The 15,539-nt window shown below is 60.6% G+C and carries 17 protein-coding genes; 1 reads left to right on the plus strand and 16 read right to left on the minus strand.

The genetic code is table 11. The annotated features are described in order from the left end of the window. Nucleotides 1-32 precede the first annotated feature (32 nt). Together MTP38_RS11895 and MTP38_RS11900 are read right to left on the minus strand one after the other, a co-directional pair. Nucleotides 33-1,649: a phospholipase D-like domain-containing protein gene (locus tag MTP38_RS11895; RefSeq protein WP_227621658.1), complete on the minus strand. Its 1,617-nt coding sequence runs from the start codon at nucleotides 1,647-1,649 to the stop codon at nucleotides 33-35. Continuing rightward, nucleotides 1,646-2,272, minus strand: a complete 627-nt coding sequence (locus tag MTP38_RS11900; RefSeq protein ID WP_249233671.1) for a C39 family peptidase — start codon at nucleotides 2,270-2,272, stop codon at nucleotides 1,646-1,648. The genes MTP38_RS11895 and MTP38_RS11900 overlap by 4 nt, the downstream gene beginning before the upstream one ends. Before the next feature lie 130 nt (nucleotides 2,273-2,402). Here MTP38_RS11900 and udk point away from each other — a divergent pair, with 130 nt between their 5' ends. After that, a complete protein-coding gene (gene udk / locus MTP38_RS11905; RefSeq protein ID WP_227621661.1) occupies nucleotides 2,403-3,032 on the plus strand; it encodes a uridine kinase in 630 nt (209 codons plus the stop codon). A 60-nt stretch (nucleotides 3,033-3,092) separates the two neighbouring features. Here the strand turns inward: udk and atpC are convergent, their stop codons facing one another. From atpC to MTP38_RS11975, 14 genes are all read right to left on the minus strand, one after another. Further along, complete coding sequence (gene atpC / locus MTP38_RS11910) at nucleotides 3,093-3,494, minus strand: ATP synthase F1 subunit epsilon (protein WP_227621662.1); 402 nt, start codon at nucleotides 3,492-3,494, stop codon at nucleotides 3,093-3,095. Between the two features lie 3 nt (nucleotides 3,495-3,497). Further along, nucleotides 3,498-4,892 (minus strand): F0F1 ATP synthase subunit beta, encoded by a 1,395-nt coding sequence (gene atpD, locus MTP38_RS11915; protein ID WP_015564620.1) that lies wholly within the window; start codon nucleotides 4,890-4,892, stop codon nucleotides 3,498-3,500. Between the two features lie 166 nt (nucleotides 4,893-5,058). Continuing rightward, nucleotides 5,059-5,907, minus strand: a complete 849-nt coding sequence (gene atpG, locus MTP38_RS11920) for an ATP synthase F1 subunit gamma (RefSeq protein ID WP_227621663.1) — start codon at nucleotides 5,905-5,907, stop codon at nucleotides 5,059-5,061. A 19-nt stretch (nucleotides 5,908-5,926) separates the two neighbouring features. Then, nucleotides 5,927-7,447, minus strand: a complete 1,521-nt coding sequence (gene atpA / locus MTP38_RS11925; RefSeq protein ID WP_227621664.1) for a F0F1 ATP synthase subunit alpha — start codon at nucleotides 7,445-7,447, stop codon at nucleotides 5,927-5,929. A gap of 140 nt (nucleotides 7,448-7,587) precedes the next feature. Next, on the minus strand, nucleotides 7,588-8,127 hold the full coding sequence (gene atpH / locus MTP38_RS11930; RefSeq protein ID WP_249233672.1) for an ATP synthase F1 subunit delta: 540 nt from the start codon (nucleotides 8,125-8,127) through the stop codon (nucleotides 7,588-7,590). After that, the gene (gene atpF, locus MTP38_RS11935) at nucleotides 8,124-8,630 is read right to left on the minus strand and encodes a F0F1 ATP synthase subunit B (RefSeq protein ID WP_249233673.1); all 507 of its coding nucleotides are present in this window, start codon (nucleotides 8,628-8,630) and stop codon (nucleotides 8,124-8,126) included. Before atpF ends, atpH begins: the two co-directional genes overlap by 4 nt. 44 nt (nucleotides 8,631-8,674) lie before the next feature. After that, nucleotides 8,675-8,956 (minus strand): ATP synthase F0 subunit C, encoded by a 282-nt coding sequence (atpE, locus tag MTP38_RS11940; protein WP_015564615.1) that lies wholly within the window; start codon nucleotides 8,954-8,956, stop codon nucleotides 8,675-8,677. Between the two features lie 52 nt (nucleotides 8,957-9,008). Further along, complete coding sequence (locus MTP38_RS11945; RefSeq protein WP_227621668.1) at nucleotides 9,009-9,752, minus strand: F0F1 ATP synthase subunit A; 744 nt, start codon at nucleotides 9,750-9,752, stop codon at nucleotides 9,009-9,011. A gap of 3 nt (nucleotides 9,753-9,755) precedes the next feature. Next, nucleotides 9,756-10,256, minus strand: a complete 501-nt coding sequence (locus MTP38_RS11950; RefSeq protein WP_249233674.1) for an ATP synthase subunit I — start codon at nucleotides 10,254-10,256, stop codon at nucleotides 9,756-9,758. Between the two features lie 20 nt (nucleotides 10,257-10,276). Next, nucleotides 10,277-10,537 (minus strand): AtpZ/AtpI family protein, encoded by a 261-nt coding sequence (locus tag MTP38_RS11955; protein ID WP_249233675.1) that lies wholly within the window; start codon nucleotides 10,535-10,537, stop codon nucleotides 10,277-10,279. Between the two features lie 343 nt (nucleotides 10,538-10,880). Continuing rightward, complete coding sequence (locus tag MTP38_RS11960; protein WP_249233676.1) at nucleotides 10,881-11,429, minus strand: hypothetical protein; 549 nt, start codon at nucleotides 11,427-11,429, stop codon at nucleotides 10,881-10,883. A gap of 220 nt (nucleotides 11,430-11,649) precedes the next feature. Further along, nucleotides 11,650-13,068, minus strand: a complete 1,419-nt coding sequence (locus tag MTP38_RS11965; RefSeq protein WP_249233677.1) for a glycogen synthase — start codon at nucleotides 13,066-13,068, stop codon at nucleotides 11,650-11,652. 144 nt (nucleotides 13,069-13,212) lie between these two features. Then, nucleotides 13,213-14,340, minus strand: a complete 1,128-nt coding sequence (glgD, locus tag MTP38_RS11970) for a glucose-1-phosphate adenylyltransferase subunit GlgD (protein ID WP_249233678.1) — start codon at nucleotides 14,338-14,340, stop codon at nucleotides 13,213-13,215. Next, complete coding sequence (locus MTP38_RS11975; RefSeq protein ID WP_227620188.1) at nucleotides 14,334-15,527, minus strand: glucose-1-phosphate adenylyltransferase; 1,194 nt, start codon at nucleotides 15,525-15,527, stop codon at nucleotides 14,334-14,336. Before MTP38_RS11975 ends, glgD begins: the two co-directional genes overlap by 7 nt. Between the last annotated feature and the right edge of the window lie 12 nt (nucleotides 15,528-15,539).

Raw genomic sequence — 15,539 nt, forward strand, 5'->3', positions numbered from 1 at the left:
TCAAAGCCTTCGGCTTTGCCTGAGAGGTTTCTTTATAGCAGCGGCGCGATGACTTTGAGCAGCACACCCGCCAGATGGAGCAGGGTCTTGCCCTCCCAGATGCTCTCCCGGGTCGGCTCGACATCGCGGCAGAATTCCAGCGTTTTCTGGAAATCCTTCTCGATGGCGGGGATGCAGGCGGTGTCCTTCATCCAGACTGCATCCTCAAAATGATGGTAGAGGCTGCGGTAGTCGAGGTTGATGGTACCCACCACGGCCTCGCAGTCGTCCACTACAAAGACCTTCGCATGGACAAAGCCGGGCAGCCACTCGCTGATCCTGACCCCCGAGTCCAGCAGGGAGGCATAATGGGTCTTTGCCAGCGCGTAGGCGAATTTTTTATCCGGCACATGGGGCAGGATGAGGTGGACGTCTACGCCCCGCTCTGCCGCGAACTTGAGGGCCGTTTCCAGCTCGCCGTCGAGGATGAGGTAGGGCGTCATGATATGGATGTAGCGCTTGGCGCGGTTGAGCAGGTCGATGTAGACCATCTCGCCCACTCGCTCCCCGTCCAGCGGACAGTCGCCGTAGGGGGCGGCGAAGCCCTTTGCCGGGACGGAATAGGGCGGCGCGGAGAGGAATTTATCGAACTCCGACTCCCGGCGGATGCTCCACATCTCAAGGAAGAGGATGGTCAGCGTCCGGACGCCCTCCCCCTCCAGCATGACGGCGGCGTCCTTCCAGCAGCCATACTTCTCGATGTGGTTGATGTACTCATCGGCGAGGTTCACGCCGCCGGTGAAGCCTACCTTCCCGTCGATGACGAGGATCTTCCGGTGGTCGCGGTAGTTGTAATGGGTGGAGACGAAGGGCTGGACGGGCGCAAACACCCGGCACTGGATGCCCAGCTTCTCAAGGCGGCGGGGATAGTCCCGGGGCAGGGTCGAAAACTCACAGGTGCCGTCGTACATGACCCGGACGTCCACGCCCTCGGCGGCTTTCCGGGCCAGCACCTCGAGGATCCTGCCCCACATAAGGCCCTCGTCGATGATGAAGTACTCGAGAAAGATGTATCGCTCTGCCTTTTCCAGCTGGCGCAGCAGCTCTGCGAACTTGGCTTCGCCGCCGGGGAAGTAGGTCACCTCCGTGTTCTGGTAGACCGGGAAGCCGCCGCCCCTGCCGTGGAGATACCGTGCCAGCGAGGCCGCGCCGGGGTCGGCCTCTTCCAGCGCCTCTGCTGCGGCGAGGGGCTGGGGCTGCAAGCCCCGGGCCTCCTCGGTGAGGCTGGCCGCCCGCTTCTGAAGGGCGTTGTGGCCAAAGTTGCTCTTGACGTAGAAAAACAGGGGCACGCCCACCACGGGCAGGATGGCGATGGTGACCATCCATGTGATCTTGGCGCTGTTGTCCATCCGGCTGTTGAGGATGTAGACCACCATGAAGACCGATACCGCAACGCTGCCGCCGAAGTAATGGGGCAGCAGGGTGCCGAACCACCGGAAGACGCCCCACAGCACCCCGACCTGCAGCAGCATCAGCAGCAGCACCAGCCCGAAGCGGCTGAAGATGGCGTGGACGATCCCCTTCTGGCCCTTTTTCAGGAGCCGGAGGCCGCCGTCCTCAAACTGCTGCATCCGGTCTTTCATGTTCTGCGAAAAGTTTTCCTTCTTCATGCTTCTCCTTTCGGGCGGAGGGTGACGGCAAACATCCCCTGCGCCGCGTGGCAGTCCTCCACCAGCTGCTTGGGCTGGGGGCAGACGCCGTGGTCGTGCCATGGGTCGTTGAACCAGTAATTTTCCTCGTCATAGCCCACCAGCAGCAGACAGTGCTCGTTGCACTTCCATGCAAAGTCGGTGCCGTCGGCCAGCAGCCAGTGGTCCCGCTTCTCGGGCACAGGCTGGAAGTCCAGCGTGGCCCAGAACACCACCGGCATCCCTGCGTCGAGGTAGCTGCACAGCTGGGCCGCCGTCTTGCCGCTCTCGTCCACGACCTCGAACCGGTCGGCTGCGCCCTCGTGCTCCAAGGCGCTGTTCAGCGCTTTCACGATGCAGGGCGCGTAGCAGCCGTAGCCGGTGTGGTCGTGGGGGTCTCCGGGGTAGACCTGCCACGGGTCGGGGCCGTAGAGCCTGCCGTCCTGCTCCCAGTAGGGGGCGTGGGGCAGGTCGCGGGCGATGAAGGTATCGGGGTCGATGCCGATGCCCACAGCCTGCAGCAGCATGACACTGCTGATGCTCTCGCAGCCGTTGACCCAGCGCTCGGTCTGGTCGATGTACGGGGCAGGAACGATTTTTTTCATCAAAATGCCTCCCAGCAGGTATTCGGCCCTGTCAAAACAGAGCGAAATGTGTTATTATGTAGGGTAAGGATATTATACCCCATTTGGGGGATTTTTTCTACCACAATCGGCACGCGGAGGTTTTTGGAACATGAACAATCTCATCATCGGCATCGCAGGCGGCTCCGGCAGCGGCAAGACCACTCTGGCCTGTCGGCTCAAGGCCCTTTTCGGGGAGGACGAAGTGCGCCTCATCTCCCACGACAGCTACTACAAGCGCCACGACGAGCTGCCCTTTGAGGAGCGCTGCAAGCTGAACTATGACCACCCGGACGCCTTCGACAACGCCCTGCTCATCTACCACTTACAGGAGCTGAAGGCCGGCCGCGCCATCGACTGCCCGGTGTACGACTACGCCGACCACAACCGCAGCAACGAGGTGCAGCACATCGAGCCGGCCCCCGTCCTCATCGTGGAGGGCATCCTGCCCTTCGTGGAGCCGGAGCTGTGCGCCATGTTCGACTATAAGATCTTCGTGGACACCGACGCCGACGAGCGCATCCTGCGCCGTCTGGTGCGGGACGTCAAGGAGCGCGGCCGCTCCCTCGACAGCGTCATCCATCAGTATCTCACCACCGTCAAGCCCATGCACGAGGCTTTCGTCGAGCCGAGCAAGCGGAACGCCGACATCATCGTCCCCAATGGCGGCGAGAACACCACCGCCATCGAGATGCTGGCCCACCACATCCGCAGCCTCATCGAGAAAGCAAATATGCTCTGAGCTGCTCTACCGCAAAAAACCGGGATCCCTGACGGGACCCCGGTTTTTTCGTTCCTGTGGTCAATTCTTGATGGAGGTACGCACCAGCGCACGCTTGAGGCGGGCCTGTGCCATCTCGTACTCGCGGCGGTCGAGATCCTTGCGGGCCAGAAGCTCTTCGGCACGCTTTTTCGCCGCCTCGGCGCGGGCGTGGTCGATCTGCTCGGCCCACTCCCATGTGGTGGCCACCAGACGCACCTCCCCGTCCAGCACGGTGAGCATCCCGCCCATGCAGGCGGCACAGCGGCGCTGGCCGTCGGCATCGACGATGTGCGCCTCACCCATGCCCAGCGCGGTGCAGTAGTCGCCGTGCTTGGCCAGAATGGCGAGGTCGCCGTCGATGGCGCGGCAGACCACACGCTCGGCCTGCCCCTCAAAGGCGCAGCCGTCCGGTGTGACCACCGTCAGATGAAAGGTCGTCATGGTTTACCCCTTCTTCGCCTTAGCGAACACATCGTCGATGGTGCCCGCGAACAGGAAGGCGCTCTCGGGCAGGTCGTCGCACTCGCCGTTCAGGATCATGCGGAAGCCGCGCAGCGTCTCCTTCAGCGGGACGTACTGGCCGGGCATACCGGTAAACTGCTCTGCAACGTGGAAGCTCTGGCTCAGGAAGCGCTGCACCTTGCGGGCGCGGCTGACCGTGCGCTTGTCTTCCTCGCTCAGCTCGTCCATGCCCATGATGGCGATGATGTCCTGCAGCTCTTTGTAGCGCTGCAGCACCTTCTGGACGGCGCGGGCGATCTCATAATGCTCCTGACCCACGACCTCCGGGCTGAGGATGCGGCTGGTGGAGTCCAGCGGGTCCACAGCGGGGTAGATGCCCTGAGAGGCGATGTCGCGGCTCAGAACGGTGGTGGCATCCAGATGGGTGAAGGTGGTGGCAGGGGCCGGGTCGGTCAGGTCGTCGGCGGGGACGTAGACGGCCTGCACCGAGGTGATGGAACCCTTGCGGGTGGAGGTGATGCGCTCCTGCAGCGCGCCCATCTCGGTGGCCAGCGTGGGCTGGTAGCCGACGGCGGAGGGCATACGGCCCAGCAGAGCCGACACCTCAGAGCCAGCCTGCGTGAAGCGGAAGATGTTGTCGATGAAGAGCAGCACGTCCTGATTCTTGACATCGCGGAAGTACTCCGCCATGGTCAGGCCGGACAGTGCCACACGCATACGCGCTCCGGGAGGCTCGTTCATCTGGCCGTAGACCAGCGCCGTCTTGTTGATGACGCCGCTCTCGGTCATCTCGCCGTAAAGGTCGTTGCCCTCACGGGTGCGCTCGCCGACACCGGTGAACACCGAGTAGCCGTTGTGCTCGGTGGCGATGTTATAGATCAGCTCCTGAATGAGGACGGTCTTGCCGACACCGGCACCGCCGAACAGGCCGATCTTGCCGCCCTTGGCGTAGGGGCAGATGAGGTCAACGACCTTGATGCCGGTCTCGAGGATCTCGGTGGTGGACTGCTGCTCCTCATAACTGGGAGCGGGGCGGTGGATGGGCCAGTAGGCCTCCGGGGTGGGGGCGGGCTTGTTGTCCACCGGCTCGCCCAGCAGGTTGAACACGCGGCCCAGACACTGGTCGCCGACGGGCACCTTGATGGACTCGCCGGTGTCCACGGCCTCGGTGCCGCGCACCAGACCGTCGGTGCTGCTCATGGCGATGCAGCGGGCGACATTGTCACCGGTCAGCTGCGCCACCTCGACCACCAGCTTCTGGCCGTGGTTGTCGATCTCGATGGCGTTGAGCAGATCCGGCAGCTCGCCATCCTTGAACTGGATGTCCAGCACCGGGCCGATGACCTGGATCACCTTGCCGATGTGTTTTTCGGACATAGGCTACAACTCCTTCTCTTAAACCTCTCCGTCAGCGCTGACGCGCTGCCACCTCCCCTACCGAGGGGAGGCCTTGGCATTCCGCAAAGCCTTACCTCTTCGCCAGAGGCTCCCCTCGGTAGGGGAGCTGTCGAGCGATAGCGAGACTGAGAGGTTGATTCATTTGTTAATTCTCCGCACCAGCCACGATCTCGGTGATCTCCTGCGTGATGGCGGCCTGACGGGCGCGGTTGTAATACAGATTCAGATGCTCTATCATCTCACCGGCGTTCTTGGTGGCGGCATCCATGGCCGTGCGGCGGGCGGCCAGCTCGCTGGCTACGCTCTCGCACACTGCGCCGTAGAGGACACCGGCCACATACTCGGGGATGATCGCGCCGAACACTTCCTCGCTGCTGGGCTTGTACAGGATCTGGCTCCGGCGTGCCTCGGCCTTCTGGGCCTCTGTAGGCTCGATGGTCAGGGGCAGCACCTCAAGGGTGATGGCCGTCTGGGTCATCATGGAGTCGAAGCGGGTATAGCAGAGCTTCACCGCGTCGTACTCGCCCTTGAGGAAGCCCTCCGTTATCTGGTGGGACAGGGTGAAGCACTCGCTCACGGACACGTCCGCCGCCAGCAGCACCTCGTGGGTGAACAGGTCGGCCTCGTGGTGGGCGAAATACTCCGCCGAGCGCTTACCGATGGGCAGGACGATGGCGGGACCTCCGGCAGCGTCGGCCTGCTTGAACACATTGGCGTTATAGCCGCCCGCCAGTCCGCGGTCGCCCGCGATGACCACCAGCAGGGTGCGCTTGATCTCGTCCCGGCGCAGATAGGGGTTGCGGGCACGGGGGTCCGCCGCCGCGATCTTGGTCAGCGATTCATACAGCGTTTCAAAGTAGGGGCGGCTGTGCTCCACCCGCTCCTTGGCACGGCGCATTTTGGAGGAAGCCACCAGCTCCATAGCCTTGGTGATCTGCATGGTACTCTCTACGCTTTTGATGCGCAGCTTGATGTCCTTCATGGAACCTGCCATGCGTTACGCCTCCTTCCTGTCAGTGCGCCTTGATAAAGCTCTCAGTGTAAGCGGACAGCACGCCTTTCAGAGCTTCCTCGGCGTCCTTTTCCAGCTTGCCGGTGGTGCGGATGGTCTCCATCACAGAGGCACCGGCAGCATCGGCATCCAGATACTCGTACAGGCCCTTCTCGTACTCTGCCACGGCGGGCACCTTGATGTTCACAAGGTAGTCGTGGATGGTCGCGTAGAGGATGGCCACCTGCTTTTCCACCGCAACGGGGGCCGAGCGGTTCTGCTTCAGCACCTCCACGATGCGCTCGCCCTGTGCCAGACGGGCCTTGGTGTCGGCGTCCAGATCGGAGCCGAACTGTGCGAAGGACTGCAGCTCGCGGTACTGGGAGTAGATGAGCTTCAGGGTGCCGGCCACCTTTTTCATGGCCTTGATCTGGGCGTTGCCGCCGACACGGGAGACCGAGATGCCGGGGTTGACGGCCGGCATGACGCCCGAGTGGAACAGCTCCGTCTCAAGGAAGATCTGGCCGTCGGTGATGGAGATGACGTTGGTGGGGATGTAGGCGGACACATCGCCCGCCTGCGTCTCGATGATGGGCAGAGCCGTCAGGCTGCCGCCGCCCAGCTCGTCGGAGAGCTTGGCCGCGCGCTCCAGCAGACGGGAGTGCAGATAGAAAACGTCGCCGGGGTAGGCCTCACGTCCCGGGGGACGGCGGATCAGCAGCGACAGGGCACGGTAAGCGACGGCGTGCTTGGACAGGTCATCGTAGATGATGAGGACGTGCTTGCCCTTGTGCATGAAATACTCGCCCATGGCACAGCCGGAGTAGGGCGCGATATACTGCAGCGGCGACAGCTCGGAGGCCGTGGCCGACACCACGATGGTGTAGCTCATGGCCCCGGCCTCGGTGAGGCTCTGGACGAGGTTTGCCACGGTAGAGCGCTTCTGGCCGATGGCGACGTAGATGCAGATGACGTCCTTGCCCTTCTGGTTGATGATGGTATCGGACGCGATGGTGGTCTTGCCGGTCTGGCGGTCGCCGATGATCAGCTCACGCTGGCCGCGGCCGATGGGGATCATGGAGTCGATGGCCTTGATGCCGGTCTGGAGCGGCTCCTTGACGGGCTGGCGCTCGATGATGCCGGGGGCCGGGCTTTCGATGGGGCGGAACTCCGTCGTCTCGATGGGGCCGGCGCCGTCGATGGGCTGGCCCAGTGCGTTGACGACGCGGCCGATCAGTGCCTCGCCCACCGGGACGGACACGACCTTGCCGGTGCGCTTGACGGTGCTGCCCTCCTTGATGCCGACGTCGGAACCCAGCAGAACGATGGAGACGGTGTTCTCCTCGAGGTTCTGCGCCATGCCGTACTCGCCGTTCTCAAACTGGAGCAGCTCGCCTGCCATGCACTTTTCCAGACCGCTGGCGCGGGCGATGCCGTCGCCCACCAGAATGACCGTGCCGACCTCGCTCTGCTCGATGACATTTTCGTAATGCTTGATCTGAGCACGGATGATCTTGGAGATCTCTTCAGGTTTCAGTTGCATTGTTGTGTCTTCACCACTCAATTCTTTGTAAACTTTCGGGTGGATGCCCTCTCAGCCAAAGCCGGTCTTGCTGCATCTCATCGCCTTGCGGCTCTGAGAGCAGCCGGGCCTCGCTTTCGCCGGAGAGCTTCGTATTGATTTTACAGCGTTGCCGCCGCGATGCTGCTGCGCAGGCCGGCGAGACGATTGCGGACGGTGCCGTCCAGCTCGGTGCCTTCGATGTCCAGCCGGATGCCTCCCAGCACGGCAGGCTCGACCTTCGTTTTGAGGTCGATGTGCTTACCGGTGACTTTTTCCAGCTTTTCGTGGAGGCGGGTGGTCTGCTCTGCCGTGAGGGGCACAGCGGAGACGGCGGTGGCCTCCAGAATGCCGTGGGCCTCATTGTAGCGCAGACGGTAGGCCCGGGCACAGCCCGGCAGCTCCCGCAGAGCGCCCTTTTCGCACAGCAGCTTCATAAAGTTGAGCACATAGAGGTGGACCTGCCCGCGGAAGGCCTCGTCCAACAGCGCACAGCGCTCTTTCTTGGGGATGCTGGGGATGCTGAGCAGATGCAGATACTCAGCGTCCCCGTTCAGCAGGGCGGTCACGCCTTCCAGTTCACCCAGAATGCGCTCGTCCAGCCCTTCCTCCGCGGCCAGGTCGTACAGGCTCCCGCCGTACATCCTTGCAGTCTCGGTCATGATGCTTCACCCACGTTTTTGATAAATTCGTCGATCAGATCCTGATGGTCGGCTTCCTTGATCTCGCGCTCGACCACTTTGGAGGCGATCTCCATCGCCATGCCGCCGATCTCGTCCTTTACCTCGTTGACGGCCTTCTTGCGCTCCTGCGCAATGTCGGCCTCGGCCTTCTGCTTGAGGGCAGCGGCCTGAGCACGGGCCTCGCCCAGCAGCTCCTCGCCGCGGGCGGCAGCCGTCTTCTGGGCGGAAGCTACGATCTGGCCGGCCTCGGCGCGGGCATTCTGCAGGTTCTGCTCATACTCCGCCTTCATGGCCTCAGCCTCGGCGCGCAGCTTTTCGGCGTCTGCGATCTGGCTGTCCGCCTTGGCCTTGCGCTCCGCGATGACTTTTTTGACCGGGTTCAGCAGCAGCTTTTTGAAGATCACGAGCTGGATCATCAGGTTGCAGACCTGAGCCAGAAACGTCCAGCCATCCAGCGTGATCAGTGCCTGATAAAGTTGCATAAGCGTCTCCCCTTTCTCTTGAAATCAAGCTCAGAAAGGAGCGCTTACTGCAGGTAGTTCATGAACATACCGGGTGCGAGGAAGATGAGCAGCAGGCCGGTGACGAAGCCGTAGATACCGGTGGTCTCAGACAGTGCGACGCCGAGGATCAGGGTGCTGGTCACGTCGCTCTTGCACTCGGGCTGACGACCGACAGCCTCACAGGCAGCAGCGGCAGCGTTGCCTTCGCCGATGCCGGGGCCGATACCTGCGATCAGTGCGCAGCCTGCGCCGATGCCGCAGCCAGCCAGAGCGATACCACGAGCAAGGAATTGAAAGTCAGTCATAGTTTGTGTCCTCCTGAAAATGTTTGTTTTTGGGGGATGCCGGGCGGGAGGCTTACTCCTCACCGGCAGCACGTTTGATGAAGATGGTGGTCAGGGTACAGAAGATGAACGCCTGAATGCAGCCGCCGAACCAGTCGAAATAGAGGCCCGTAAAGGCCGGGATGCCGATCTGGAACAGCTGAAGCTGGCTCAGGAAGCCGGGCAGCCAGCCAAAAATGACATGGCTCAGGCTCGCCAGTGCCCAGTACAGCAGGGTGGAGATAACGGTACCGGACAGGATGTTGCCGAAGTGACGGAAGGCCATGCTGACGGGGGTGGATACCTCCGACAGCACATTGATGGGCGCCATCAGGAAGATGGGGTCCAGCAGGCCCTTCAGGTAGGCGAGGATGCCGTTGGTCTTGATCTTGTAGTACATGATGATGATGAACACCACGATGGCCCATGCCGCCTCGGTGTTCAGGTCTGCCGTGGGGCTCCACAGGCCCACCACGCTGATGAGGTTGCAGCCGATGCTGAGTGCAAAGATAGCACCCACCAGCGGGATGAACTTATCGAAGTGATAGCCCATGTTGTCGTGGACGAACTGGTCCAGCCGTTCCACGATGAACTCGGCGGCGGCCTGCCGTTTGGAGACGTTTTCCAGCTTGAGGTCACGCCCCAGCCAGAAAGCCAGAGCCGAGAGCAGCGCCATGACGATCCATGTGCTCACAAGGGTCTGGGTGATCTTAAAATCGCCCAGCACAGGGATATTGGTATGGATGGTATACAGGATCTTTGCGCCGTTCAGTTCCATTTGTTACGTTTCACCCCCTTTTTCATCGGGTGCGGACTGCTGTGCGTCGGCAGGCGCGGGGTCGTCCTCCACCGAGACGTCCACCGGCTCTGCCTTCGGCGCGAGCGGTTTGTACTTACCCGTTATTTGCAGGTAATAAATGGTGACACGAGGGAAAAACAGCGGCAGCACACCGGCAAAGGGCTGGAAGCAGGGGGCCGCGATGGCCACCACCACCCACAGCGCCTGCAGGAGCATCCGGCTGTTGTAGGAAAGCTGTAATGTTGCCTTGCGGCGCTTCTCGTCCGGCTCGTCGATGATCTTCTGGACCACGAAGCAGATGCCCGCAAAGTTGCCGACGGCGACGGCCGCGCCCACGAGGCTGCCGAGGATGACGGTGTAGTCGAACCTCACCCAGCCCACCAGATGCAGCGCCGCGAAAAGCACCCACAAAACGACGGTGCAGAATGCCGTGCCGCCCGCGATGCGGAGCAGCTCCTTTTTGGATTCCGGCTGTAATTTCATAGATCGATGTCTCCCTTATCTCATAGATGCGAGTTGAAGCCCGTCCGGCGGGGCTTGTCCTTTTTGGTGCGGTCGAGCCGCTCTTTGACGAAGACCCAGAAGTTCTGCGCCCCGGCGGCAAGCCCCAGCAGCACAGCGGGCAGATACACCCACATAGGCCAGCCCCAGCGGCTGACGGCCCACCAGCAGCCGCCCAGACACATCACCAGCGGCAGCAGCATATTCAGCCCCAGCTGGGTCAGCCAGACCAGATCTTCCAGCGCTTTATACCAGCCCTTCACCGTCCGGCCCCCCTCTGTGTGCGCTTCCCGGCACGCTCTGTTTTTTCTCCGGACCGGGATGTTAAGCATTGAACGAAGATTCTTTACTCCCCATTATACTCAAACCGGCTGTAAAATTCAATCAATTTTCCACCTATTTTTAGCAAAATTCTATAAATGCGGAGAAGTTCGTCACTTCTAACCAAAAGTTTTTCCGCCCCGGCCCTCATCTTCTCCGCCTCTTCCATCATTCTTCCCCATTTGAGGCAGAAAAAGCGCTTTTTAAATTCGATTTGTTGAAAACACAAAAAATCTGGCGCACACTTCAGTACGCCAGATTTTTCACACTTTGCTCTTAGGACTCTTACGTTGTAGTATTCCCCGCAATCGTAACAATCACATAAACCAAACCGTCATCATTTACAGATGTTACAACCACTCCAATCATAGAAGGCTTTATACCTGCGTCCTTAAACGACTTCCATACCTGCTTGCCATATTCATCAAGTAAATTTTTCATTCCCTCTGGGGTCACTTTTGCAGCAAACGCAGCAGCCATCGGCATACCAGCTTTTTTCTTCGGTCCTAATACATTCGCTACATTTGCATACATTTTAATCTGAGCCTGTTTCGCTTCCGGGCTGTTCGGTTTTGTCCTATTCAGATTTACAGCGTTGATAGCATCCGCCACTACTTTGTCAGACGCATCCACCACATCTGCATCCTCTACCAATGTAATCCCTGCGGCAGACTTTGCATAGTTCTGAATCCACTCCGTGACCTGTTTCTCTTTTTCCGTATCACGGGTATAAGTCACGCTTGCACCACCACCGCCGCCAGAGCAGCCCGTCAGAAGGGTGAGAGACATGACTGCGGCCAGAACGGCAGCAGCAGCTTTTTTCCACAGTTTCATAAAAAATTCCTCCCCATTTTTTCATCCATCGTTTCGGACGGATGTTCTATCCGCAGTTTACCCCCCCCCCTGCACTTTTGTCAAGTTCCCAGAGAAAATTTGTCGATTTGACAAATTTCACCGCCCCGATTCGTCAAATCGCCGATAGATGCAAAAAGCCCCGGCGGGCGCTGCGCATTGCAGTACCCGCCGGGGCGGAAATGAGTCTTTGGTCTATCCCTTACCAGAGGTTTGCGGTCTCGTTGTAGAGGCCTTCATAGCTCTTGGCGGAGACATCCCAGCTGAAGTCGCACTCCATATCGTACTTGACGAGGTTATGCCAGTCTTCCTTGCTGTAGTAGCGATCCTGTGCACGGCAGCAGGCGTCGTACAGCTCGTGGGCGCTGTAGCCCGCGAAGGTGAAGCCGTTGCCCTCGCCGAGGGTGCAGTCGTGGATGGAGTCCCGCAGGCCGCCGGTCTCGCGGATGATAGGAGGCGTGCCGTAACGGCAGGCGACCATCTGGGCCAGACCGCAAGGCTCGCTCTTGGACGGCATGATAAAGGCGTCTGCACCAGCGTAGATCTCCTGAGACAGGGTCGGCTCGAAACCGATGTAGGTACCCACACGGCCCGGGTGACGGCCGCACAGGTCCGAGAAGAAGTTCTCGTACTGGCTCTCGCCGCTGCCCAGAATGACCAGCTCGATGCCGCGGTCCACGAGGCCGTCAGCCACGCTCTGGACGAGGTCGAAGCCCTTCATGCCGACCATGCGGCTGACCATCGCAAAGACGGGGCTGCCGTCCTTGTGGAGGCCGAACTTATCCTGCAGGGCCTCCTTGCACTTTGCCTTGCCCGTTTCGAAGCTGTTGATGTCGTAGTTGCAGGCGATGTGGGGGTCGGTGGCAGGGTCGTTGGCCTCCATGTCGATGCCGTTCAGGATGCCGCAGAGCTTGTACTGCTTCTCCCGCAGCAGGGCGTCCAGACCGTAGCTGAACCACGGGTCGAGGATCTCCTGTGCATAGGTGGGGCTGACGGTGGTGATCTTATCCGCCGTCTCGATGGCGCCCTTCATGAAGTTGGCGCAGCCATCGTACTCCACGATATGCTGGTCGCGGCGGCCGATGCCGCAGGTGTCTTCCAGGATCTCGGTGCCGTACTTGCCCTGATAGGCGATGTTATGGATGGTAAAGATGGTCTTGATGCGGTTGAACTTGTCCAGATGGCGATAGTACAGGTTCAGGTACACCGGCACCAGAGCGGTCTGCCAGTCGTTGCAGTTGATGATGTCGGGGGTGAAGTCGATGTAAAACAGGGTCTCCAGCACGGCGCGGGAGAAGAAGGCGAAACGCTCGCCGTCGTCGTAGAAGCCGTAGAGACCACGGCGCTTGAAGTAATACTCGTTGTCGAGGAAGTAGTAGGTCACGCCGTTGACCTCAGCCTTGAACAGGCCGCAGTACTGGCTGCGCCAGCCCACAGGGACGGAGTAGTTGGTCACATATTCCAGCTTGTCGCGGAACTTCAGGTCGCCGTACAGGGGCATGATGACGCGGGCGTCCACGCCGTCCTTGACCAGAGCCTTGGGCAGAGAGCCAGCCACGTCGGCCAGACCGCCGGACTTCGCAAAGGGGGTTGCTTCCGAAGCAGCATACAGGATCTTCATAAGATTCGCTCCTTCCTGATAAAACAGATGTCGTATCTCCTCCCGCTGCGGCAAAAAGAGCGGGCGGGGGCACACAGTGCCCCCGCCCCTCTTTAAGAGGGGCTACCGGGGAGGGAGCCGCCCCTATGGGAGATTCAAGGTCGATCAGACGATGTGGCTCTTCTGAACGTAGACGGGGAAGCTCTTGGTGCCGCTCAGCTTCTTGTCGGCGGTGATGCGGACGTTCTTGTCCGTCACGACGCAGTCAAGCTCGACGCCAGCCTCCACCACGGTGTCCTGCATCAGGACGCAGTTCTTGACGACGGCACCCTTCTTGACCTTGACACCGCGGAACAGCACACAGTTCTCGACGGTGCCCTCGATGACGCAGCCGTCGGCCAGCAGGGAGTTGCTGACGTTGGAGCCGGTGACATAGCGGGTGGGGTTGTCGTCGCGGATCTTGGTGTAGACAGGGTTCTTCTTGGGGAAGAGGGCGTTCAGGTTCTTCTCGTCGATGAGCTTCAGGTTCTCGTCGAAGTAGCTCTTCATGTCGCAGACATGGGCCACATAGCCGGTGTATTCCAGAGCGTGGATGTTCAGGATGTTGACGTTGTGGGCCAGAATGTCGCGCTCAAAGTAGATGAGGCCGCGGGCGGCAGCGTCCTTGACCAGCTTGATGAGGGTCTGGCGCTCCATGACGTAGATGTTCAGGTCGAGGTTCTGCTTGCCGGGGCGGTAGTCGTTGAACAGCAGCTCAGTCACGCGGCCGTCGGCATCGACGGTCAGGGTGTAGTTGTCGTTCTTGCGGCCCTCGGGGATCTCGGTCTTCTGGTAGGCCACGGTGACGTCTGCGCCGCTGGCCTGATGGGCAGCCAGCAGGGCGTTGAAATCATAGTTGATGGCGATGTTGGCATCGCTCATGACCACATAGCGCTCCTTCTGGTTCTCGAGGAAGCTCAGGATGGAGCCAAGAGCCTCGACGCGGCCCGAGTAGATGCGCACGCCCTTCTCTGCAAAGGGCGGGACGATGTTCAGGCCGCCATGGCGGCGGGCCATATCCCACTCGCGGCCGGTGCCCAGATGGTCCATCAGAGAGTGGTAATTCTTACGCACCACGATGGACACGTTGGAGATGCCGCAGTTGGCCATGCTGGACAGGACAAAGTCCACCATGCGGTAACGGCCTGCGAAGGGGATCGAGGCCATTGCGCGCTCGGTCACAAGCTCAGGGACGGTATTATCATAGCTGTTGGGGAAAATGATGCCCAACGCATTGTTGTTCTGGCTCAGCATACTTCCTCGCCCTCCTTGACGGAATCAAATACTTTGGCGCCCTCTTTGACGGTAGCGCCTGCGCCGATGGTCAGACCGGTGCCGACATGTGCGATGGGGCCGTCGCCGCCGACCTTGGCACCTGCGCCCACCACGACGTTCTCAGCGAGGATGCAGCGCTTGACCACTGCGCCTGCCTTGACCACGACGCCATCCATCAGGACGGCATCCTTCACCGTTGCGCCCTCTTCCACCACGACGCCGGCGCTCAGGACAGAGTGCTCGACGCGGCCGTAGATCTGGCAGCCCTCGGTGATGAGGGAGTCCTGCACCACGGCGCGGGGGCCGATCTTCTGGGCGGGCAGCACGGGGTTGCGGCTGTAGATCTTCCACTTCTCGTCGAAGATGTCGATGCCGGAGTTCTCGGGGTCGAGGACCTCCATGTTGGCTTCCCACAGGCTGTCGATGGTGCCCACGTCACGCCAGTAGCCGTTGAAGTGGTATGCATACATCTTGCGGCCGTCCCGCAGCAGCGCGGGGATGATGTTCATGCCGAAGTCGTTCTTGGAGTTGGGGTCTGCCTCGTCCTCTTCCAGATACTTCTTGAGGACGTCCCAGTTGAAGATGTAGATGCCCATGGAAGCCAGATTGGACTTCGGGACAGGAGGCTTCTCCTGGAACTCGGTGATCTTGTCGTCCTCGTCTGCGACCATCAGGCCGAAGCGGGATGCTTCCTTCCAATCGACCTCCATGACGGCCACAGAGAACTCTGCGCCCTTCTCCTTGTGGAAACGGAGGAAGTCGGCGTAGTCCTGCTTGCAGATCTGGTCGCCGGACAGGATGATGACGTACTCCGGGTCATAGCTGTCGATGAAGCTGATATTCTGGTAGATGGCGTTTGCGGTGCCCTTGTACCAGTCGGTGCCCTTTGCCTGCTCATAAGGAGGCAGGGTGTGGACGCCGCCGTACAGACGGTCGAGGTCCCAAGGCTGGCCGTTGCCGATGTACTCGTTCAGCTTCTGGGGCTGATACTGGGTCGCAATACCAACGGTATCGATGCTGGAGTTTACGCAGTTGGACAGCGGGAAGTCCACGATGCGGTATTTGCCGCCGAAGGACACCGCCGGTTTTGCCGTTTTCTGTGTCAGCGCGTACAAGCGCGAGCCACGTCCGCCGGCAAGGATCATTGCCACGATTTCTTTAGCCATAGCTTTATTCTC

The organism is Faecalibacterium sp. I3-3-89 (assembly GCF_023347275.1).
Lineage (GTDB): Bacteria > Bacillota > Clostridia > Oscillospirales > Ruminococcaceae > Faecalibacterium > Faecalibacterium butyricigenerans.